Origin of the sequence: Treponema sp. OMZ 857, from assembly GCF_024181085.1 — a bacterium.
Lineage (GTDB): Bacteria > Spirochaetota > Spirochaetia > Treponematales > Treponemataceae > Treponema.
Genome location: NZ_CP051147.1, coordinates 481485 through 504640 on the forward strand (window position 1 = coordinate 481485; position 23156 = coordinate 504640).

Sequence of the window (23156 nt, forward strand, 5' to 3'; positions counted from 1 at the left end):
AATAAGGAGTGCTGTATGAGAAAAATATACATAATATGTATAGCCGTAATAACGATGAGTCTAACATCATGTCTTTCTAGTGCGAGGCTTTATATACTCAATGCAACAGGTGGACCTATTTTAGTGGAAGCAAAAACCATCTATCAGGTATCAAGTGATAAATTCTATGATGTTAAAGTTACTTATGATGGACTGATGGCTTTTAAGTACAAAGAGGAAAGTTCTTTTGGGGTCTCTATAGCATTGGCACCGATGGTTATTAAGCCTAATAATTTTGACTACTTAGTTGGTAAGCCTGCCTCTGTCGATATTTTACAGGTGCTGGGGTTTGGTCTTTCTAGTTCACGAGATGAAGATGGTAAAGAATTTATAGATATGGATAAAATTATTAAAGCATTAGATACGGTGTTTATTGAAATGAATGTGTATAAAATTGTACCGAATGAAAGTGGTAAAGAATTATTATACACTAAAACAGATATTTTGAATGAGAAAAATATCTGTTGTTATTTATTCGATTTAAAAAAAGAAATTGATATTGACAAAAAGTATAAGAAATTTTTAAAAAAACGTTTTCTTAGTAATGATTTTTATATAGTTATAAGGGAAAAAACTGAAGAAGAAAAAAATGAAAACTAGTTATCGATGCATACAGTTTACCTGGTCTATCAGGTATCAAATGATAGCCTATGAGATTATAAAGAGCTCGTTATAAAACTTTACCCTCACTTCCCCCAGAACGAGTTACGGCCGTATGTGAGGAATAAACAGAACTAGGGACGGTACTTTCCCGGACAGCGATTGAAGTGGCATCGGACAGCGAAGCGATAGCGAGCTTCAAGCCAATAATCCGGTTAAATATGTGGATCCTACTGGTAAGTTTTTTATTATTGATGATTTAATAGTAGCCGTTATATTTATTTGTCATAGGGATACCAAGCGGTATTCATGCGGCGATGCATAATACAGATAAATGTAATAGATGCAATGAACTTAGAGAAAATGGAGACAACGATCCTTATAAGCATTTTTGGACGGAGCAATGGGCTGAAAAATACAATAAAGAAAAGAATAAAGAAGAAGAAAAAAAATAATTGAAATAAGGAGTGCTGTATGAGAAAAATATACATAATATGTATAGCCGTAATAACGATGAGTCTAACATCATGTCTTCCTAGTGCGAGGCTTTATATACTCAATGCAACTGATGACCATATTTTAGTGGAAGTAAAAACTATCTATCAGGTATCAAGTGATAAATTCTATGATGTTAAAGTTCAATATGATGGGATGATGTCTTTTAAAGAAGACGAAGAAACTAGTTTTGATCTTTCTGTAGCATTGGCTCCGATAGTCCTAAAACCTTCAGGGTTTGCCCGCTTAGTTTGGAGGCCGGCTAATTCTGATATTCTGCTTAGTATGGGGTTTGGTCTTTCTAGTTCACGAGATGAAGATGGTAAAAAATTTATAGATATGGATAAAATTATTAAAGCATTAGATACGGTGTTTATTGAAATGAATGTGTATAAAATTGTACCGAATGAAAGTGGTAAAGAATTATTATACACTAAAACAGATATTTTGAATGAGAAAAATATCTGTTGTTATTTATTCGATTTAAAAAAAGAAATTGATATTGACAAAAAGTATAAGAAATTTTTAAAAAAACGTTTTCTTAGTAATGATTTTTATATAGTTATAAGGGAAAAAACCGAAGAAGAAAAAAATGAAAACTAGTTATTGTAGTGTACAGTTTACCCGGTCTATCAGGTATCAAATGATAGCCTATGAGATTATAAAGAGCTCGTTATAAAACTTTACCCTCACTTCCCCCAGAACGAGTTATGGCCGTATGTGGGAAGCCATATCAAATCTGTACGTCCTTGTACAGATTTGATATCATGTTTTGCTGACGGCAAAACATGATACTGTTTAGAACCACCGCCATCCGTGGCGGTAGTGAAAGGGAAAATATTTTTTAAGGTGAAAACAACATTTTGCTTTTATTCACAGCTTAATTATTCTCACCCTCGGACAGCGATTGAAGCGGAAATCCTTTTTGCCGCTCGTGTAATGCAGGTGCGGTTTTTGAAGCGGCCGAGCGGAAAAACACCGCGGGAACAAAGCAGCAGCGGCAAAAAGATTGAAGCGGAAAGCGCGGTGCCGATACTTGTGTACCTTTATATTGTAATAATGGTACACAAGTATTGGCAGTCCGCCAAAAGCATAACAATAAGAATTGCAAGAAACACTTTACCGGAGGTTTTTCCGCTTACGGCAATCCTTGCCGGAAGCGGAAAAACGATGCCTTTTGAAAAGAGACATGCCGGATGCGAGGAGCGAGGAAAAATTAACCGCAGGCGTATCTATGATACGTTGAGGATTAATTTTTTTGAAGCGACGAAGCAGACGGCGTGTATATTTTCAAAAGGTGGAGAAGCGGGAGTGATAGGAGTGATATCGGCGAAGGATAAATTTCCGAGCGAGCGCGTGTGGATAGAGTACGAGGCGGTGAGGTAAGGGGAGAGGAAGAGATGATGAAAAGAATAAAAGAAGCCTTGGCAGGGATAGTGAAGAAAGCAGTATTTACGGTCTACCTTTTTACGATGATAGCGCCCGGCGGAGCATACGGCCAGGGTCGGACGGAAGGAGCGCGTGGAGTAAAGCGAGAAGCAAGCGAGCTCGTAGCGCAAAAGGTTATCGGGCAAGAGGGAGGAGTGTTAGAGGCGGAAGGAGTACGGTTTGTGATTCCTCGCGGAGCAGTGGAAGAGGAAGTCGAGATAACGATTAGCCGGCTGTATGAAGTAGCAGAGGGAGGAGAAGTAAAGAACGTAACGGCGGGCTTTGGCGGGTGGCGGTTTTTGCCTAAGGGGATGAAATTTAAGAAAGCGTGTGAGCTATCGCTTGAGTACGACGAGCGGATAGAAGCAGAATACGCGGAAGAGATATACACGTACTATTACGATGAGAAAGAGAAGCGGTGGGTTGCATTAGAGCGAAAGAGAGTCGATGAGGAAGGGAAGCGGATAGAATCGTATACGGATCATTTTACGGATATGATCAACGGGACATTGAGTTTACCGGAGAGCCCTGAACCGGTGCGTGTGAACTTAAACAGCATCAAGGAGCTGAAGGCGGCGGATGCGGCAGGGGGGATAGAAAGGATAGAAGGATTACAAGGGGGAAGTGAAGGAAGTGCGGCGTTCGGTATAAAGCTCAAAGTACCGGAAGGGGTGAAAGGGATGGCGCCGAATCTTTCACTTAGCTATGCGAGCGGAAGCGGCTGGGGACTATTAGGGAAGGGATGGAGTTTAGGAGGAATAGAAAGCATCAGTATAGACACACGGTTTGGCCTACCTGAGTATAACGGGAAGGACACATACATTGTAGAAGGCAGCCGTGTGAGGTATGAAGGGGGAGCGTGGATAAAGGAGAAGGAGCAGCGGTATGAACGGATAGCCAACGGGTGGGTAGAAGGGAGAGGAGTAAGTGAAAATTATTTTGAAGTAACGGGGAAAGACGGACGGGTAAAGATATACGGGAAAGAAAGGTGGAGCGGCAAAGGAGCAGGTGCAAAATATATTTATTATTTGGATCGGGAGAGAGACAGCTTCGGAAACGAGGTGAAGTATGTGTACAAGAAGGAAACCGGAGCAGAGGGTGAAGAGGTACTTCTTGAACAGGTTATCTACGGGAAAGAGGGCGAGCGGCACGTGCGTATTGAGTATGAAGGCAGAGGTGATGTGCGGCTTGAGGGACGTGGAAAGTATGTGCGGAAGGAAAGTAAGCGGATTAGCAGTATAGAGATGAGTGTTGGCGGGCGGGTTGTGAGGAGGTACGGCTTTGAATACCGAGAAAACGAGATGGGAGAGAGCCTTCTTGTAAAGCTTGAAGTAAAGGGAGAAGGAAGCGGCGAAGGGTATGGGTATGAATTCGGGTACGAAGAAGCGGAGAAAGATGGGAGCGGAAGGATAAAAGTATTTGGAGAGACGGAAGGCTGGGAGCGAAGCGGAAGCATCGCGGAAAGTGTGCACATTAGCGGAGGGGGAAGCGGCAGCGGAGGAGCGGGAGTAAACTTTACAAACAGCGTGTCGATATCGGGAGGCATGACCGCTTCTGCCGGAAGCGGGAGTGGGCATAGTAAGCGGAATTTTGTGGATGTAACGGGAGACGGGATAGCGGACATTGTGGAGTGGAAGAAAGGGGAAATAAGGATATATGAAGGGAAAAAGCGCAGCGACGGAAAGATAGGATATGAGCGGGCTGAGTACTTTGATGGGAAGGCATTGAAAGGGCTTTATTTAAGTGAGAATGAGGATTGGAACTGGAGTATCGGCGGGAAGGTAGATATTAATGTGGGTTTTGGGGCAGGCTCGGCCGGAGCGGGTGCGGGACTGACAAAACAGGGAGGGCGAGGAGAAAGTAAAAGCGAATTTGCAGATGTAAACCGGGACGGGTATGTGGATTTTGTGTCGAAGGGAAAGTACTACGAAAACGACCGGGGAAGAGGCTTTAAAGCGGGAATTGCTTTAAGCGGGATAGAGGAAGCGGAGATAGGGGTAAGTAAAGAAGAGAGAGAGAAAGCGGAGAAAGGGCATTACTTTCAAGAAGGAGTGCAAGCGTGGCGGAGTGAGGTAAGCGGAAAGATTGAGATAGGAGTAGACGTAAAAGAAATAGGGGCAGGACTGTTAAGCGTATGGAAGGGTACGAATAAGGAAGGAGTGAGGATCGGGGAATGCACGGAAAAGAAGCAGTATGTTTTTACGGAAGCGGTGAGACGGGGCGAATATATTTATTTTGCGACGGAGACGGATAACAAGGCAGAAGTCGGAGAGAGCGTCAAAGCGGGGATACGGATACGGTACAGCGAATACCAAAGAGATGAGTTACTGGGAGCGCATATAGCGTACCAGCTGCCTGAAAGGCTCACTGTTGCGCAGATTGATGAAACATGGAAAAGATACTATGAAGCAGATCACGGGGGAAGCGGGGAGTGGAAACTTAAAGCGGGGAATTACGTTACGCGGCTTGATGAGGAAGCGATAGAAAAGATACTGGAAAAAGGGTATTACACATACATCGGCAGTGAGATAGGAAAAGATGCCTTTGAAGCATTTTATAAGGGACTGGGAACAGATACTGCAAAAGAAAGCCTAAAAAAGAGTATGGAATACGACGGGGGCTTTGAAGAATATGTGTACGACGGGCAAGAGAGCGGCGCTACACTGAACAGTGATGTAATCAAAAAGATGAGTGAAGCCGAGCAAAAAGAAGCGGCAGGGTATAAAAGCGCTGATGGAGGCGTGAAGTACCCGCTGTATTATGAGGATGGGAAAGCCTACTACCGCGATAGGCTAACGCTCAAAACGAATAGTGAGCGGGAAAAAGGAGCGCGAGGTTACGAAGATACGGAAGGGATAGCAGTAGGAGCAATCAACGGGAAGACGTACCGGCTGGGCAAGGAAGGAGGAACGCTTGTTCTGTATGAGCAGGGAAAGAGAAAAGAAGAAGCGATTATAACGAAAGAGGGTGATACGGTAAAGGCGGTAGTGGATGGGCGGAATAAAACAGGGTATGAGTTTTCGATTGTGCTTGAGGGGAGAACACTCGGGAAGATAATCAGTGAGCAAGAATATGAGAAAGGGATGGGCGATATTGTCGAGCGCGGTATCGAATATCGTATCAGCCGGGTAGAAGGCTTGAGTGAAGCTGCGTATGAGAAGATAAAGGATAAAACAGTTATCAAAAACGCCCAAATGGTTGCGATTGGAACGCTGTATGAGAAAGCGGGAAATGAGCGGCGGCTAAAGGAAAGTGAAGGAGCCCTCGTTATACAAGCGATAGCAGAGGCGTTAAAAGAAGCGCGGAGCGGGATTAAAGTTATTATCGAGCAGAGAGAAGCAGGAGAGGTACGGATACGGGAGGTTGGGGTATTCACAGCGGAAGAGAAAGAGGCAATTGGAAGAGAGTATTTTGAAGCGATTGGAAGCTTGTATCAAATAAAGAGCGGGATAGGAGAAGCTGAACGTGCGCAGCTAGAGAAGAAGCTGAAACGGTATGAAAGTGAGGCGTATGATTTTCCATACTTTACGTATGATGGGGCAAAGAAAGAATACCGGACGACAAAAGAGCACCTTGAGAAAGAAGAAGTGAGGAAGTTTTTAGCGTATGTAGAAAGCTATTACTACGAGGAAGTGGGGGTGGTAGTAGAGTACCCGCAGGAGAGCCGGTATCCGGTACGAGACGGGAAGATAGCAATAGTGAAGATACAAGGGGGGCAGGTCGTAACAGTCGAGGAAGAGATAGCTGTGTACCGAGGAAATGAGAACTATGAAAGCGGGAAGTATGAAGGGACTGCCGGCATAGAAGGCTTTAACCGGCATGAGCGGATGTATGGCGGAGGGAAGCGGTGGTATTACGGACTGTATTCGAGGTGGGGGGAACAAAAGTTCAGTATTGCTTCTCTTTTTGCACCGAATGAGTATGAGGAAAGCGCGGCTTATAAAGACGAGAATGTTGCTGAACGAAAGAAGCAAAATATTAAAGAGAGCCAGAAAAATAGTGAAGAAGAGAAAAATAAGTTTGCCAAGACGCTGAAAGAGAATGGAAACGAGGAAGCGATTGGAGAGACGGTAAAAGCAGAAGTAATGCAGAAGATACAGGAAGGGGTGACACTGGGCGGGTATATTCCGGTGCAGAGATATCAAACATACGTAAAGAAAGGTCAGGAGAGCGAACCGAAAGGAGAAGCGCCGAAGAAGGAAAGGAGAAGCGGACTTGTTTTTTCAAAAGAAAGCCTTATCGGAGCGTTTGCGAGCACGAGTGAAAACGGTTTTGATAGAGAGGGAGAAGTTTCGAGCACCATTCATTACTATGCAGCGTATATTGATAATGAAGTGCTGCACTCAAGCCGGATCACCGGAGGGGCATACAAAAACCTGCCGTGGATAAAAGACGGAGGCTTTGCCCTTTCCGCGAACGAGAGCAGTAGTTTTGATAAAACACTCGAAGCACACGCGGGTGTGTCAGTCGCATCGATCAATGCCAGTGTCGGTTTTAATAAGGGAGAAAGTAAGCAGGTACAAAGCTATCAAGACATCGATGGGGATGGGTACCCTGATATAGTAAAAACAAGCAGCGGAGGCCTGAGCGTCCAGTACGGGAATGCAGAAGGAGTCTTTCAGAAGAAGAAAGGAGGTATACAGGGAGGAGCACTGTCGACTAATAGTAATGAATCGAAAGTATTTGGAGCGGGTATAGGGCTTTCAGGATCGGTCGGGGTAATCAGAGATACTGAAGGGAGAGTTAAAAGCATTACACTGGAACCGGCCGGTTCGACACCGTATGGGGCGAGTGTGAATGAGGGAGTAAACTATTCCAGAGGCCGGCAGCAGCAGACAGGTGGATTAGTAGACATAAACGGAGATGGGCTACCCGATTACCAAACGGCAGCAGGAGCGAAGCTAAACCTTGGAGAAGAATTTAGAGCGGTAGGGGCGTGGCAGGCAGTGAACGTATCGGAAGGAAGCGTTAAAAGCGGCGGGGGAAACTTCGGCATAGGAGTGAGTGCCGGGGCGAAGGCGAATTATGGCGGAGGAAACCTAGGGGTCAACGTGAATATCAGCCAGACGGCCACAGAATCCCTTATAGCAGACATCAACGGAGACGGGTTACCGGACGTATTAAAAGTAAAGGAAGACGGCAGCTATGCCGTCAAACTGAACTATGGAGCAGGCTTTGACGGGAAAGAAAAGACAATAGAGATACGGAATATCGAAGGGGCAGAGTACGCTGCGTATTATAACCGTGTAGTGGCGGATCTTGTGGGGACATCCGAGAAGATACAGGTACCGTACCGGCCGGAAAATATGAATAAGAGTACCGAAAGAAGTGAAATAGAAAAGTTATTACAGATACCGAAAGCATTGGAGTTTAACACAAGCCAAAGTGTGGGAGTCTCCGGAGGATTATCGGGACAGATAGGGTTTCTTGTGTGGGTAGGGATTTTTATTACCTGTAACTTTTCAGGTGGAGTGAATGGAACCTATAGCAAAAGCGAAGTGAGCTTACGCCTCTTTGACGTAGACGGGGACGGCCTCGCCGACAGGGTCTTCAACATCGGAGGCTCCGATAAGCTGTATGTACAGCGGAACAAGTTAGGGAAAGTAGGACTATTAAAAACGATACACCTTCCGACCGGCGGCAGCTATGAGATAGAGTATCAAAGAGTAGGGAACACACGGGAGCTGCCGCAGAGTAAGTATGTGCTAAGTAGCGTCACAATGAACTCAGGGCTGCAGAGTAAGAGCGGAAACATACAATCGTACCGCACAACCTACACCTACAAAGACGGCTACTATGACCGCAAAGCAAAAGAGTTCTACGGGTTTAAGACGGTAAAAGCAGTAACGGGAACGGGAAAGACGAGCGAGACGGAGTATTACATTGATGCCTATTACCGCAAAGGGATGGTAAAAAAAGAGACGGTCAGCCATAACGGCATCGTTTATTCGATAAAAGAGTATGAAACGGATGAAGTCCCCCATGCACGGGTAAAGCGAGAGTGGAACACCATACGGGAAGGATACCGGTCGATACAAACGGAAAGCGATTATCGCTATGATCGATACGGTAACGTTACGGAGCTGGACGACAAGGGAGACGTCAGTAGAAGCGACGACGACATCATTGCCCGAATACGGTATTGGGACAGTGCCGATGAGCGGCGCTACTTTAAAGCGCACCCCGAACGGATAGAAGTGCTGGACGGCAAGAGCGGCAGGTTATTGCGGAAACGTGAAGGACGCTACGATAATAACACCGGTGCGATAACGGAACTAAAGCAATACATCTCAAGCGGCACGAGTCTTACCTACACGATAGACTGGGATGAGAAGGGAAACATTAAGACCCTGATAAGTCCCACAGGCAAGAAGGTAAGCTACCGCTACCAAGATGGGATATACCCGGTTAAAATAACGGAAGAAGGCAGTAAAGGCGGCACTCCGTACGAGAGTACGCTCCTGTGGGACAGTGCCTTAGGAGTAAAACTTGAAGAAACCGACAGCGCGGGTAACACCATGAAGTACCGCTACGACGGGTTCGGCCGCGTAACGGAAGTGAAAAGCCCTTACGATACCGGAAACGTACCTTACGCAAAGTACGAATACCATACCCCTTCATCTTCTTTCTGGTACACGGTAACGGCAAATAAGCTGACTACCAAAGCAACGGACAAAGCCGTGATGAAAACGATAGTCATGCACGACGGCTTAGGCCGCGCCCTCTACACCGCGAAAGAAGGGGAAGTGTACCGAGAAGGAACCGCCGGAGAAACGAATGTCGGCTGGAATATATCAGGCGCAACCTACTACGATGAGGCGGGAAGAAAGATAAAAGAAGGAATGCCGTTCTTCTATGGCGGCGATTTACCGAATGAACTTGCCAACAAAGCCGTCTACGCAAGCGTCGAACAGTTCTATGAGCTGAACGACTTTACCAAGCTCCGCAACGAAACGGTATACACCTACGACGGCATAGACCGAGTAATAAAAACATTGTTGCCGGACGGAAGCGAACAGAAAAACGAGTACGCAATAGAAAACAGCCTACAGGTAACAACCGCAACCGACCCGCTTGAGAATAAGAGCGTTACGAAAAAAGACGCGCGCGGAAACATCCGCGAAGTCGAACGAAGGGACAAGGCAAACAACATCCTCACCAAAGGCAGATATGAATACTCTGTATTGGGCGAAATGCTGCGCGCATACGACGCAAATGAAAACATTGTCTCGGTAACATACGACCTGTTAGGGAGAAAAGTAGCTTTAGAAAGTAAAGACACCGGAAGAAAAGAATGGCGCTATGACCATAAAGGCCTCCTTGAAGCGGAGTCGGATTCACTGCTGCGCAGTAAGTTAAGCGAGATACAGTACGTTTATGACGGCTTTGACCGGCTTATAAAGATAGACTACCCGTTCAGTACCGACGTTGAATACACCTACGGCCAAGCAGGGCAAGCGGGAGCCGGAGAGATAGTGTATAAGAAAGATGAGAGTGGAGAAATCAAGTACAAGTACGGACGCTTAAGCGAAGTCGTAGAAGAGACACGAACGATTAAGCGCTATGAGGTACTCAGTAAGCCGGAAACGGCGACCTTCACCTATTGCTCGGACTACTTAGGCCGTATGCAGACCATGCGCTACCCTGACGGGGAGACCATAATTTATACCTACGACAAAGGCGGACAGCTCAAGGGCGTAAGCGGCGTAAAGAACACGGTAAAAGGAACGGAAAACTACAGTTACATCGACACGATTGTCTATGACGAACACGGGCAGCGCGTGTATATCAAATACGGCAATGGTGTAGAGACCCGCTACCGCTACGACGATAAACGGCGGTGGTTAAAAGACATTGAGACGAGAAATAAACAAACAGACGAGGTGTTCCAGAAAATCACCTATAGTTTTGACAAAGTCGGGAACGTCTTAGGCTACAGCAATGACGCAAGCGTGTACGAGACGAGCCAAAGTTACTCATACGACAACCTCTACCAACTTATCGGAGTAGAGGGGACAAGCAACCAATACAAAGCGATAAAAAGCTTTGGAAGCACACCGGTCAATGTCGCAAAATACAAGCAAGACTTTGCCTTTGACGGCATCGGAAACATGACAAAGAAGTCCAGTACCACAAACCTCCCCGGCGCCCGCGGTAACGCCTACCCGAAAGCAGAGCTTGACTACAGTCTTGATTACGAATACGACCCGGCCTATGCACACCGGCTCGTACACGCCGGAAACCGCTACTACCGCTATGATGCGAACGGCAACATCACGGCAGAAAAAGACGGCCCCTTTACCGAGGATGATGAGTTTATCTTTACCTACAGCTACGACCCTGACACCGACGTATACGGCGCCGACTACGGCTTCGGCCTTGACGCCCCGAAGGAGACAGAAGAGACGCGTCCTGAAAACCTATTTGCATACCGCCGTAACTACACGTGGAATGAGAAGAATCAGTTAACGAAGTCAAGCGATCGTACGTACACCGTACACTACCGCTACGGTGAGGACGGGCAGCGAGCGCTCAAGTATACAGAAGAGGGACGTTCTGAAACGCTCTACTTTAATAACTTCTACACGATACACATCCCCGTGCAAGACAAAAACAATCCGCAGGGCTTGCGAGTGCATAAGCACATCTTTGTGGGTAACTCACGTCTTGTAACGGCAATGACACACACCGACAACAACGGAGATAATGCAGAGCAACGGGAGAAGCGCTACTACTACCATTCAGACCACTTAGGCAGCGCGCAGTTTGTAACCGACTGGAGAGGTAAACAATACGAGCACATCGAATACACACCTTACGGGGAACTGTGGATAGAAGAAGTAGCTGCGGGGTTAGACAAACTGCCGTTCAGGTTTACCGGCAAGGAGATGGATGAGGAGACGGGCTTATACTATTACGGAGCGCGCTACTTAGACCCGAAGTATAGTAGATGGTTGAGTGGAGACCCGGCGTTGGGAGACTACGTCCCAGCTGCAGGCACTGATCCGTCAAAGCTTGCGGGAATGGGCGGCGTATATAATACGGTCAATTTACATCTCTATCATTATGCGGGGAATAATCCTGTGAAATTCCTAGATCCGACAGGATTATATGATGAAGAAAACGGATATACAAAACAAGAGATAAAAGATTTTAAAAATATGAGTGTAAAAGATCAATTGGCTTATTTAAAAAGTGAAGTTGGTAGTGTAAAAAAAGGAACAACAGCAGCTGGTGCAAAGGCTGGATTTATGCGAACTCAACTAAAAAATAATATGAAATTACATGGATTGTTTTTTAGTATGTCTGGTGATGAAAAATTTATGAATGAGGATTTACGTTCATTTTTGAATCTGAATTCAGAGGGTAAAAATGAATATTCAAGAGCAGATATGGAAAAAGGTGGATGGTTTCAAATGATTCCATATCTGGGAGATAATGAACATCAGCGTAATCAAAATGGTGGAAGAAATGTAAAATTCTGCAATACAGATGGACGTGAAGCTATTTTCGATGCACAAGACAATTATATTGGAACAGAAATAGATTCTTCAACATATAATTATGGCTATGTTTCACGATTTAATCCAATATGTATAACATTAGGAAGTACCCATGGACAATATGATATGAAGCCGTTCTTCCGCCAAACTGGTACTAAACCATTTTATTGGAGCATGAGCGTTGGTTCTAATTATGGATTTAATTCAAGGTAACTTAGATGTCAAAAGTAATTAAACGCCCTATATTAGTATTAATTTGTCTTTTTTTAGTTTTTTCTTTATTTGAACAACGCAAATATTATGAGTTTACTTGTAAAAATGATACAAGTATGAAGAATATATTTAATTCAACTCAAATAAATCAGTTATCAAAAAAAGACTCTATTATGAGGATATCTGTTGGTAATGTAATCTTCTTAAAAACTCAGCATTTGGGTTTTAGGATTTTTGCTAAACAGAATTTTAGGCAAGTACGCATCAATCAACTTGAAATTTTATATGACAATAAACATAGAATTTTAAAAAAGCATAATGTTTATAAACCAGATGATTCTAACAAGAATAGGGTTATTTTCAAAAATTATGAAGTTGATGGCATTAATTATTCAGGAGTTGAAAAATTAATATTCTCTGATTTTAATACAAAAAACTTTTGTTGGGTAAATTTTTATAATATGTTTAAATGGCGACATGGAAAGTTGAATGATAAATTCCCTGTAAAAATTGTCTGCCATTATTCATTAGATGAAGAAAATTACACAGAAGAAATTGACTACATAGTAGAATGCAAAGAAGCATATCCATCTCGGTTATACAAGATTTTTTTTTAATCATTTAACTCAACAGAGTAAAAATTAAAACTCCGTAGTTTTCAAAAAAACTGCGGACTACCTACCGTACAAATTTACCGGCAAGGAGATGGATATGGTGGAGCCTTGGTTTTAGGAACTTGGGATTTGAATGCTCAAAATAAATCGGGTTCCCCGAATAGTTTGAGTGGTATTGGTGTTGGAGGTGCTGTATGGTGGTCTGCAACAGGGGTATGGAAAATTCATGAGGGGAAAAAATAAAATATGTATTTAGAGTGGATGAAAAAACATTTATTAATAATGACAATATTACAGTTTAGTTTAGTAATATTTGTACTAGTTTTTAAGCAAGAGTTTCGCTATGAAATATATTTAACTTCATTTTTAGGAGGTTCGTTTTGGGGCGTATTACAATATATTATTTGTAAGTTAGTTTATAAAAATTCAAAAAGTTTGAAGATAAATTTGATGCTTGTTATGTGGGATATATTTTTCTATTTTTCTGTTGTATTATCACTTCGAAATTCAAATGCGATAATTCAGATTATGGTTATTTTGTTCTTAGTTAGAACAGAATTAACAATCTTTTCTAGAAAGTTTAATATAAAAGGGAAATAGGTAGAGGGTAAGGCAAAATAACTAAGATTGGGAATTGAGCAATACAAATACGAACTGTGAAATAGAAAGAAATAATTATATGGATATAAAAGATTACTTTTATCAGCGTAACTATTCTCTCCCCCGGACAGCGATTGAAGCAGAAATCCTTTTTGCCGCGCGTATAATGCAAGTGCGGTTTTTGAAGCGCTTAAGCGGAAAAACACCGCTTAAACAAAACAGCAGCGGCGAAAAGATTGGAGCGGAAAGCGCGGTGCTGCATTTTGTTTTCTTTATAGTAATAGTAAACAAAATGCAGCAGTCCGCCAAAGAAGGATGCTTATTAAAAAGAAACACTGTGTTGGAGGTTTTTCCGCTTACGGCAGGGATTGCCGGAAGCGGAAAAACGGTGCCTTTTGAAAAGAGGCGGAGCAGATACAAGGAGACAGCCGAAAATAAAGCGGAGGCGTATCGGGTATACGTCGAGCATTTATTTTCGGCGTGCGACGCCGTAGATGCCCGCATATTTTCAAAAGGGGACGGGAACATGACAAGGAAGATAAGCACCACGAATCTCCCCGGCGCCCGCGGCAACGCATACCCCAAGGCAGAGCTTGACTACAGTCTTGATTACGAATACGACCCGGCCTACGCACACCGCTTAATTCATGCAGGAAACCGCTACTACCGCTATGATGCAAACGGCAACATTACGGCGGAAAAAGACGGCCCGTTTACCGAGGACGATGAGTTTGTCTTTACCTACAGCTATGACCCGGAAACAGACGTATACGGCACCGACTACGGCTTCGGGCTTGACGCGCCGAAAGAGACGGAAGAGACGCATCCGGAGAACCTATTCGCGTACCGGCGCAACTACACGTGGAACGAAAAGAACTTACTTACCAAATCGAGCGACCGGAGCTACACCGTGCATTACCGCTACGGTGAGGATGGGCAAAGAGCACTCAAGTATACGGAAGAGGGAAGAAGCGAAACGCTCTACTTCAATAACTTCTACACGATACACATCCCCGTGCAGGATAAGAATAACCCGCAAGGTTTGAGAGTACATAAGCATATCTTTGTAGGGAACAGCCGTCTTGTTACCGCGATGACCCACACCGACAACAACGGAGATAACGCAGAGCAACGCGAGAAGCGGTACTACTACCACTCAGACCACTTAGGAAGCGCACAGTTTGTAACCGACTGGAGAGGCAAGCAATACGAGCACATCGAATACACACCCTACGGGGAACTGTGGATAGAGGAAGTAGCAGCAGGACTGGACAAGCTGCCCTTCCGGTTTACCGGTAAGGAGATGGACGAAGAGACGGGGCTGTATTACTACGGGGCGCGGTACCTTGACCCGAAGTATAGTAGATGGTTATCGGGAGACCCGGCGTTAAGCGACTATATACCCAAAGCGCCGATAGACGACGAGGCGAAGAAGCATAACGAGAACTTACCCGGCATGGGTGGGGTGTTTAATGTCGTGAACTTGCACCTGTACCATTACGCGGGGAATAATCCGGTTAAATATACCGATCCGGATGGGAAAATAACATGGAATAGAGCTGAGGATAGAGATATTCATTATAATAGTTTATATAATCCTGATCTTAGAAATTGTTATGCAGTATTTTCTATAAATACTGAACATTATAGGGCAACAAGAGAGACAAATACTATAAAAAATCACTCTTATAGTTTATCAGGAACAAAAGATATCATAGAAATTAGACAAGGAGGTATTGAGGCGCAAACTATAACTACAGTTACTTTGAAACGATTTAATATAAATCTTGATGGCAAGAATTATGATGTATTTAAAATGGAAGGTGAATCTAATATTAGATTACTTTTTATATCAAATACTAAACACTTAAAAGCTTCATTTTTTGCTAACGATCCACTAGGTGATGATAAATCAATATATAATGGTTTTTATAACTTAAATAATTTTATAGATTTTCTTAAAGGAGAAGATGCAAACAAATTAGCTTTTGCTGCTATAAGTTTTGGGTTGGCCTTTTTTCTAAATCCTGTTGAAGCTAATTTTACAGATGGATTATTTAATCATTTATCTTCAAAAGTAGAGGGGCAAGTTCCGACAACTTCCGGTATAGATAAGGATACGTTGGATTTACTCAGTCAAATAATTGAGGAGTATGAGAGATAATATATGTATAAAAATATAAAAAAAGAATTATTCCTTTTAATTATAATGCTCATTATACTTATCTTGTTTATTATGAGCAGATGTGAAGTCCATGAAAATGCGGTATATGTAAAATTATTATCTGAGGACACTTATTTTGATTTTAAGGAGCATATAGCACCAAAAGAAATTATAAATGAATTTAAAAGGATAAAAGGAAATTCATTAATTCCATCATTTATACACTGTATTGCAGAATCCTCTGATTGTTTACTGTATGAAGATGAAAGTAATATTTTTCATATTATAAAAATAGAAAACGGACAGCTTCAAGATTCTTTGTATAAACCAAAATTTGAATATACTATAGACGGAACTTATATATATTTTGTCTTTGAAGATGAATTTCTTAATTATGTTGATAGAATTTTAATGTGTTTAAAACTAAATGGACAAAAAGCGGGGCTTTATCCTATTCCTATCAGTACGATTATTTTAAAATGTGAAGCAATTATTCAAATCGAAAAATTGTCAGGATCAACTTTGGAAAATATTGATTTTGAAATTGCATATACCCATTATTATGGGGAAAATTGGACTTTGCCTTTCAAAGATTTATATAAGAAGGAGTAAGATTATTTTTGTAACCAATTAGTGAAATATATCATACAGTCAACTTAAATGTTTATCACTGAATAGATTCCTTTGTGTTTTGATAATATTTTACAAAATTATTGAGTTAACATAAACTATGAAACTAAAACCTTGTATTTATTCACAACCTAACTATCTCTCTCGGACAGCGATTGAAGTGTTACATGCAGTGAGGCAAAGCCGAACTTCCAGCCAAATCCTTTTTGCGGTGTGTTTAAGCAAAAAGCAAGCTCTGACCGGAGGGAAGAGCCTTGCCCGTGAAGACAAATGCAGCAAAAAGATTGGAGCGGTATTGGTGCAGCAAGCTGATAGGCGTAGCCTCGAAGCAAGCGCGGTGCTCAATTTTGTTTTCTTCGTAATGCTAAAAAACAAAATTGAACAGTCCGCCAAAAGAAAGTTATTATTAAACAGTCCCACTGACAGGACTTTTGAAAATAGGTGGAGCAGATACAAGGAGCCTAGTAAAAATAAAGCGGAGGCGTATCTGGTATACGTCGAGCATTTATTTTTGTGTAGCGACGCAGGAGATGCCCGCATATTTTCAAAAGAGGAAGATGTATACGGAATAGATTACGGCTTCGGGCTTGACGCCCCGAAGGAGACGGAAGAGAGTCATCCGGAGAACCTATTTGCGTACCGCCGTAACTACACGTGGAACGAAAAGAACTTACTTACCAAATCGAGCGACCGCAGCTACACCGTACATTACCGCTACGGTGAGGACGGACAAAGAGCACTCAAGTACACCGAGGAAGGGAGAAGCGAGACCTTATACTTCAACAACTTCTACACGATCCACATCCCTGTGCAGGATAAGAACAACCCTCAAGGCTTGCGCGTACATAAGCACATCTTTGTGGGGAACAGCCGTCTTGTTACGGCAATGACGCACACCGACAACAACGGAGACAACGCCGAGCAACGGGAGAAACGGTACTACTACCACAGTGACCACTTAGGCAGCGCACAGTTTGTAACCGACTGGAGAGGTAGGCAATACGAGCATATCGAGTACACGCCATACGGGGAGCTGTGGATAGAGGAAGTCGCCGCAGGGTTAGATAAGCTGCCATTCCGCTTTACCGGTAAGGAGATGGATGAGGAGACGGGGCTGTACTACTACGGAGCGCGCTACCTTGACCCGAAGTATTCGAGGTGGCTGAGTGGAGACCCGGCACTGGGAGAGTATGTCCCAAAAGCGCCGATAGATGACGAGGCGAAGAAACACAACGAGAACCTCCCCGGCATGGGTGGGGTGTTTAATGTAGTGAACTTGCACCTATACCACTACGCAGGGAATAATCCGGTGAAGTATACTGATCCGGATGGGAGAATTGTTAGAAGTGCAAATTCATCAATTATGATGGCAGATTCTTCAGATAATCTAGGAACTTCACAAGAAAAAATATGTAATGTTGGGTGTGTATTAACAGCCTATACGAGAATCGCCGCAGCACTTCTTGGAAGTAATATATCTGTCAATGATGCAAATGCATATGCAAACGAGCATAACCTTTTTTCAAACGAAAATTTATTGACACCAGAAGCCGGTGCAGCGTTAATAAATGGATTACTAGAAGAAAAGGGGGTGACAGATACGAAAGTTCAATTTGTCTGTTCTTGTAAATCCGATAAGCAGGATAATATGATTATTGCTATAGGTAGGACAGAAAATTTTGCTGATGAGTATTTTGTTAATGCTAGAATTGAAACAACAAACAAGGCAGGTACAGAGACATACGGTCATCATGTAAATATAAATCATGGTGCAGTGTTTGCAGATACGGAAAATGGTTGTATGAATCTTTCACTAAATGATACAAATGGCGTTAGAAAAAAGTTGTATCATGATTCAAGAAGTAACACATTACAACGATTTGATTTGTTTAAGGTCGTTAAAACTCAATCAATAGGAGATGAATAATGAAGTGCCGGTTATGTATTTTTTTGGCTCTTTTTTTTGTTATGGCTTGTGGTTTTTCTGAAGCTAACTTATTTTCATTAGTTGGACTGAATCAATTTATCAATATTGAAACTTTGGAATCTATAAGTGATTCTTGGTATTTTTCGAGCTTTGAAAAAGAATCTAAGTTCAATTTACAAAAAGTAGTTATAAAACTGCAGCGGAAAGAAAGAAAAGAAAATTATACTCTTTTCTATAATTCTAAGGGACTGTTGGATAAAGAAGAATCTAGCGTTTTTGAAGATTATGTTTTCTTATATCAGTATGATGAGAAAGATAGGTTGCTTTCACGTGGGGATTTCACATTTAAATATCTTGACGATTTTCAGCGAGAAAGATATTGCCGCGGTGTGCTGCAATACAAGGAAAGTTTAGAATATCAAAAAAATAAGATAATAGTAACTGTTATATCTTATTCTGAGCGATATGCAGATGGGGCTATAATTGAGTCCGGTAAGGAAATTTATGAGTATAGCTTCATAGCAGGGCTTTTGACAGATATATGTTGCACACGGTTTAACGGAAAAGGAATCGAAAAGAAAAATAAACATTATTTGAAACTATCTTACGATAATAATAGATTAAAAAGCACTGCAGAGTATTATGGGGAAGAACTGAGATGTGAACGGATTTTTGAATATCAAAATGAAAGACTTGTAAAGCAAACTGTTAGTTATACTAATGATCCTGCTGCAAATCATGTGGCTGAATATTTTGATTTCGATAAACATGGAAATTTCCAGCATTATATAAAAAAATCTGCAAGAGGTATTGAGGTTTCGTTATCTCGTGAAATTGTATATAAATATTAGATTCCCCCAGAACGAGTTACGGCCGTATGTGAGGAAGCCATATCAAATCTGTACGTCCTTGTACAGATTTGATATCATGTTTTGCTGATGACAAAACATGATACTGTTTAGAACCACCACCATCCATGGCGGTATTGAAAGGGAAACTATTTTTTAAAGGTGAAAACAAATTGTTTTTATTCATAGCTTAATTATTCCCTCCCCCGGACAGCGATTGAAGCAGAAATCCTTTTTACCGCACGTGTAAAGCATCTGCGGTTTTTGAAGCGGCCGAGCGGAAAAACACCGCGGGAACAAAACAGCAGCGGCAAAAAGATTGGAGCGGTATGGTGCAGCGGAGCCGATAGGCGTAGCTTCGAAGCAAGCGCGGTGTTGCATTTTGTTTTCTTTATAGTAATAGTAAACAAAATGCAGCAGTCCGCCAAAAGCATAACAATAAGAATTGCAAGAAACACTTTACCGGAGGTTTTTCCGCTTACGGTAGGAAGCGGAAAAACGAAGCCTTTTGAAAAGAGGCGGAGCAGATACAAGGAGATAGCCGAAAATAAAGCGGAGGCACGGTAAAAATGTACATCCTTGTACATTTTTACCTACGTGTTTGCAGAGCAAACACGCTACTGACGTGAACCACCGCCGTCCGTGGCGGTTCTGATACGGTGAGGATTTTCAGAAGCGGCATGGATGCCGCTGGTTTAAACAGAAGTGATGTTTCGGCTCCGACCGAAACTCGTCGTCAAAAGCGTACACGGAAGTACGCTTTTGACAGTGCGACGCCGTAGATGCCCGCATATTTTCAAAAGGAGAGGAGACGGGCGTTAATTATTACGGAGCAAGGTATTTAGACCCGAAGTATAGTAGGTGGCTGAGTGGAGATCCGGCGCTGGGAGAGTATATACCATCTGCAGGAGCAGATCCGTCAAAGCTTGCAGGAATGGGCGGGGTATTTAATGTGGTGAACCTACATCTGTACCACTATGCGGGGAATAATCCGGTGAAGTATATCGATCCTGATGGGAAGGAGTCTGGATATATTTTGGATAATGAAGGAGCACAAGGTTTTGGGCATGCTGGGATGTATGTCCAAACAAAGGATGGAAAATATGCTTTTTTTGAAGTGACTGGTATATCAGAAGAAGCTAATGGTATAGAAAGTAATATATCGCCAGGGAGCACTGTAAAAGATAAATGGGGTCATGATACAACAGTGCTAAGCAATCTGCCTCTAAAGTTTCCTACTCAAGGGATCGCTCAATCAATGAAGCAGCCAACCCGAGCTGGCTGTTTATTAAGGACTTTTGATAAGCGTGAAGATATGATTGCCGCTTTACAGGAAATGGATTTTGATGAAATGATAGTTTTTAATACTCATGGTCGTGAGGATACAGAAATTTATAATAAAGCATTTGTAGAAGGGCAATCCTTTTCCGGTTATCAAGTTTTTAATGATAGTTGCGGAATTTTTGCAAGAAATGCATTGACAGTACAAGGTAGTGGTATAAAAGCAATAAATCCTTTTGTAAACATAAACCATATATTTAGTTCGTCAATTCTAAATGAAATCGGTGCAAATCTTTATCTCGCAAATCCAGAAAGTACTATTATAAGATGGAGGCAAAAATGAAAAAAAATAGATATATTTATTTTATATCGTTTTGCTTAGTGGCCTTTTGTTTGTTGATTTTTGCGTATAGTAAATATACCTCCCGAAAAGAAATTCAATCAAATTTAATTTATGAAGTGGAATCTGATAGAATTGTAGAATGGGGGAGTAGAACGATTAACATTCCGCAAGGCGCTGATTTTGCTTTTGATCAGATTTCACAAACAGGGTGGTTTCATATAGCAAAAAAAGATTATTCTGTGTTTATTTGCATAAATAAAAATGGAGAAGAAGAAAAATCAATTTTGGTAAAGTACAATGAGCCATCCGTATCTATCAGAGAAGTGCTTTTCTTTGTATCTGATTCTGTAGCTTTGATAGAAGGGAAGTATAATAACATGTTTTATCTAATAGATCTAAAAACAAGAAATTATCGGACTGTAAGTTCTGCAGCTTTTCATGGATTGCAAATATGCAGTTTTTATCGTGATATGATATTTTTTTATAGCAGTGGAAAGAACTCTATAACAAAGTTTAATTATAATAAAAATATGGTTGAACGGGTAGAGCCTAATTTAATTGGGTATGGTTATATGCCTTTAAAGGAATCTTTTGTTGGAATAAATGAGAAGGGAAAGATTTCTATTTTGAACTATAATACATTAGAACAAACTGAATTAAATATTCGCGGATTAAAAAATGAGAAAAACGGTTTTGTAAACGATAGATATTATCTGACAGCTGATTATCTCTATTTTTCGAAATTTGATTATGGGTACTATATAAAATATCTGCCGATTTTTATTCTGATGAGCTTTTGTACGATAGCAAGACCTTCCGCTCCACATTCGTGGTATCGCTATTCATTTGAAAGTCATAGGATTGATAAAATTTCATCTGAGGATAAGTTTATTAAAATTTTAGGAACAATTGAATAGTTACATTACTATGATAAATTGAAAAGTATTTGAATGCTTTGAGATAAGTCTATGTATTACAGTAGTTATCTCAAATAATTTTTCTCCCCACAGAACGAGTTACGGCCGTCTGTGGGAAACAAACAGAACTAGGGACGGTAAGGGCATCGGTAATCCCCCGGACAGCGATTGAAGTAGAAATCCTTTTTGCCGCTCGTGTAATGCAGGTGCGGTTTTTGGAAGCTGGTAAGCGTAAAAACACCGCTTGGAATGAAAGGATTTAAAGCTGCGCTTGATTTTGGCGTAGGGGCAGGTTTACAAGTAACTTGGAAAAAGGAGAAAGAATGAGTTCTGAAATAAAACTAAATTTGGTGGCATGTTTATGTATTTTAGTTGCAATTATCTTTGTAATTATATTTGTTTTATTTGATAAAAAAATTGGAGGAAATGTTTTAAATACAAAAAGTTATAAAACAGAAACTTCTTTTTTTATTGCAGATAAGAATGGAAATCAAAGAGAAGTCTCAGAAGAAATTTGGAAGAAAAGTTATAAAATTACAATTGTAACTTTTATTTTTCTATCGCTTGCTATGATATGTTTATTATATTTGTTTTCAAGATATATATTTATTCCAACTATGAAAAGGAATTTACAAATATTGATTTCTTTTTTTAGAAAAATGTGAATATCAAAAAATATTAGTTAAAAAAAAAGAGCTTGTATTCTCTTTCCCACAGAATGAGTTACGGCCGTATGTGAGAAGTCGTATCAAACCTGTACGTTCTTGTACAGGCTTGATATCACGTTTTGCTGACGGCAAAACGTGATCCTGTTAAAACCACCGACATCCGTGGCGGTAGTGAAAGGGAAAATATTTTTTAAGGTGAAAACAACATTTTGCTTTTATTCACAGCTTAATTATTCTCACCCTCGGACAGCGATTGAAGCGGAAATCCTTTTTGCCGCTCGTGTAATGCAGGTGCGGTTTTTGAAGCGGCCGAGCGGAAAAACACCGCGGGAACAAAGCAGCAGCGGCAAAAAGATTGAAGCGGAAAGCGCGGTGCTGCATTTTGTTTTCTTTGAAGTTATAGTAAACAAAATGCAGCAGTCCGCCAAAAGCATAACAATAAGAATTGCAAGAAACACTTTACCGGAGGTTTTTCCGCTTACGGCAATCCTTGCCGGAAGCGGAAAAACGATGCCTTTTGAAAAGAGACATGTCGGATGCGAGGAGCGAGGAAAAATTAACCGCAGGCGTATCTATGATACGTTGAGGATTAATTTTTTTGAAGCGACGAAGCAGACGGCGTGTATATTTTCAAAAGGGGAGATGGATGAGGAAACGGGGCTTATACTATTACGGCGCACGCTACCTTGACCCGAAGTATAGTAGATGGTTGAGTGGAGATCCGGCGTTGGGAGAGTATATACCATCTGCAGGAGCAGACACGTCAAAACTTGCAGGAATGGGGGGCGTATATAATACGGTCAATTTACATCTCTATCATTATTCTGGGAACAATCCGGTGAAGTATATGGATCCTGATGGAAAAGCTTCCATTTTGCAAAGAACA

15 protein-coding genes and 2 pseudogenes are annotated in these 23156 nt (G+C 41.8%); 15 read left to right on the plus strand and 2 right to left on the minus strand.

Going from position 1 to position 23156, the window contains the following annotated elements; genetic code table 11:
- Positions 1-15: 15 nt before the first annotated feature.
- The 10 genes from E4N66_RS02135 (at position 16) to E4N66_RS02180 (ending at position 19064) form a co-directional block, all read left to right on the plus strand.
- The gene (locus E4N66_RS02135) at positions 16-639 is read left to right on the plus strand and encodes a hypothetical protein (RefSeq protein ID WP_253728785.1); all 624 of its coding nucleotides are present in this window, start codon (positions 16-18) and stop codon (positions 637-639) included.
- Positions 640-956: 317 nt separating this feature from the next.
- The gene (locus tag E4N66_RS02140; protein WP_253728786.1) at positions 957-1094 is read left to right on the plus strand and encodes a hypothetical protein; all 138 of its coding nucleotides are present in this window, start codon (positions 957-959) and stop codon (positions 1092-1094) included.
- 19 nt (positions 1095-1113) lie between these two features.
- Positions 1114-1737: a hypothetical protein gene (locus E4N66_RS02145; RefSeq protein ID WP_253728787.1), complete on the plus strand. Its 624-nt coding sequence runs from the start codon at positions 1114-1116 to the stop codon at positions 1735-1737.
- A 246-nt stretch (positions 1738-1983) separates the two neighbouring features.
- Positions 1984-2520 (plus strand): hypothetical protein, encoded by a 537-nt coding sequence (locus E4N66_RS02150; RefSeq protein WP_253728788.1) that lies wholly within the window; start codon positions 1984-1986, stop codon positions 2518-2520.
- A 14-nt stretch (positions 2521-2534) separates the two neighbouring features.
- Positions 2535-12278, plus strand: a complete 9744-nt coding sequence (locus E4N66_RS02155; RefSeq protein WP_253728789.1) for a toxin TcdB middle/N-terminal domain-containing protein — start codon at positions 2535-2537, stop codon at positions 12276-12278.
- Between the two features lie 5 nt (positions 12279-12283).
- Entirely contained in the window at positions 12284-12895 is a 612-nt protein-coding gene (locus tag E4N66_RS02160) for a hypothetical protein (RefSeq protein ID WP_044015027.1), read from the plus strand.
- A gap of 676 nt (positions 12896-13571) precedes the next feature.
- A complete protein-coding gene (locus E4N66_RS02165; RefSeq protein WP_253728790.1) occupies positions 13572-15656 on the plus strand; it encodes an RHS repeat domain-containing protein in 2085 nt (694 codons plus the stop codon).
- A 3-nt stretch (positions 15657-15659) separates the two neighbouring features.
- The gene (locus E4N66_RS02170; RefSeq protein WP_002682966.1) at positions 15660-16268 is read left to right on the plus strand and encodes a hypothetical protein; all 609 of its coding nucleotides are present in this window, start codon (positions 15660-15662) and stop codon (positions 16266-16268) included.
- 118 nt (positions 16269-16386) lie between these two features.
- Entirely contained in the window at positions 16387-18213 is a 1827-nt protein-coding gene (locus tag E4N66_RS02175) for an RHS repeat domain-containing protein (protein ID WP_253728791.1), read from the plus strand.
- On the plus strand, positions 18213-19064 hold the full coding sequence (locus tag E4N66_RS02180) for a hypothetical protein (protein WP_253673035.1): 852 nt from the start codon (positions 18213-18215) through the stop codon (positions 19062-19064). Before E4N66_RS02175 ends, E4N66_RS02180 begins: the two co-directional genes overlap by 1 nt.
- A 16-nt stretch (positions 19065-19080) precedes the next feature.
- Here the strand turns inward: E4N66_RS02180 and E4N66_RS02185 are convergent, their stop codons facing one another.
- Together E4N66_RS02185 and E4N66_RS02190 are read right to left on the minus strand one after the other, a co-directional pair.
- Positions 19081-19248, minus strand: a complete 168-nt coding sequence (locus tag E4N66_RS02185; protein WP_253728792.1) for a hypothetical protein — start codon at positions 19246-19248, stop codon at positions 19081-19083.
- Positions 19249-19255: 7 nt separating this feature from the next.
- A complete protein-coding gene (locus tag E4N66_RS02190; protein WP_253728793.1) occupies positions 19256-19648 on the minus strand; it encodes a hypothetical protein in 393 nt (130 codons plus the stop codon).
- Between the two features lie 218 nt (positions 19649-19866).
- Here E4N66_RS02190 and E4N66_RS13070 point away from each other — a divergent pair.
- From E4N66_RS13070 to E4N66_RS13075, 5 genes and pseudogenes are all read left to right on the plus strand, one after another.
- Positions 19867-20082, plus strand: a pseudogene (locus E4N66_RS13070) (RHS repeat-associated core domain-containing protein); the annotation flags it as partial.
- Positions 20056-20685 (plus strand): hypothetical protein, encoded by a 630-nt coding sequence (locus E4N66_RS02200; RefSeq protein ID WP_253728794.1) that lies wholly within the window; start codon positions 20056-20058, stop codon positions 20683-20685. The pseudogene E4N66_RS13070 and the gene E4N66_RS02200, both read left to right, overlap by 27 nt.
- Positions 20682-21602: a hypothetical protein gene (locus tag E4N66_RS02205; RefSeq protein ID WP_253728795.1), complete on the plus strand. Its 921-nt coding sequence runs from the start codon at positions 20682-20684 to the stop codon at positions 21600-21602. The genes E4N66_RS02200 and E4N66_RS02205 overlap by 4 nt, the downstream gene beginning before the upstream one ends.
- A 323-nt stretch (positions 21603-21925) precedes the next feature.
- Positions 21926-22267: a hypothetical protein gene (locus E4N66_RS02210; protein ID WP_253728796.1), complete on the plus strand. Its 342-nt coding sequence runs from the start codon at positions 21926-21928 to the stop codon at positions 22265-22267.
- Positions 22268-22897: 630 nt separating this feature from the next.
- Positions 22898-23135, plus strand: a pseudogene (locus E4N66_RS13075) (RHS repeat-associated core domain-containing protein); the annotation flags it as partial.
- Positions 23136-23156: the final 21 nt, after the last annotated feature.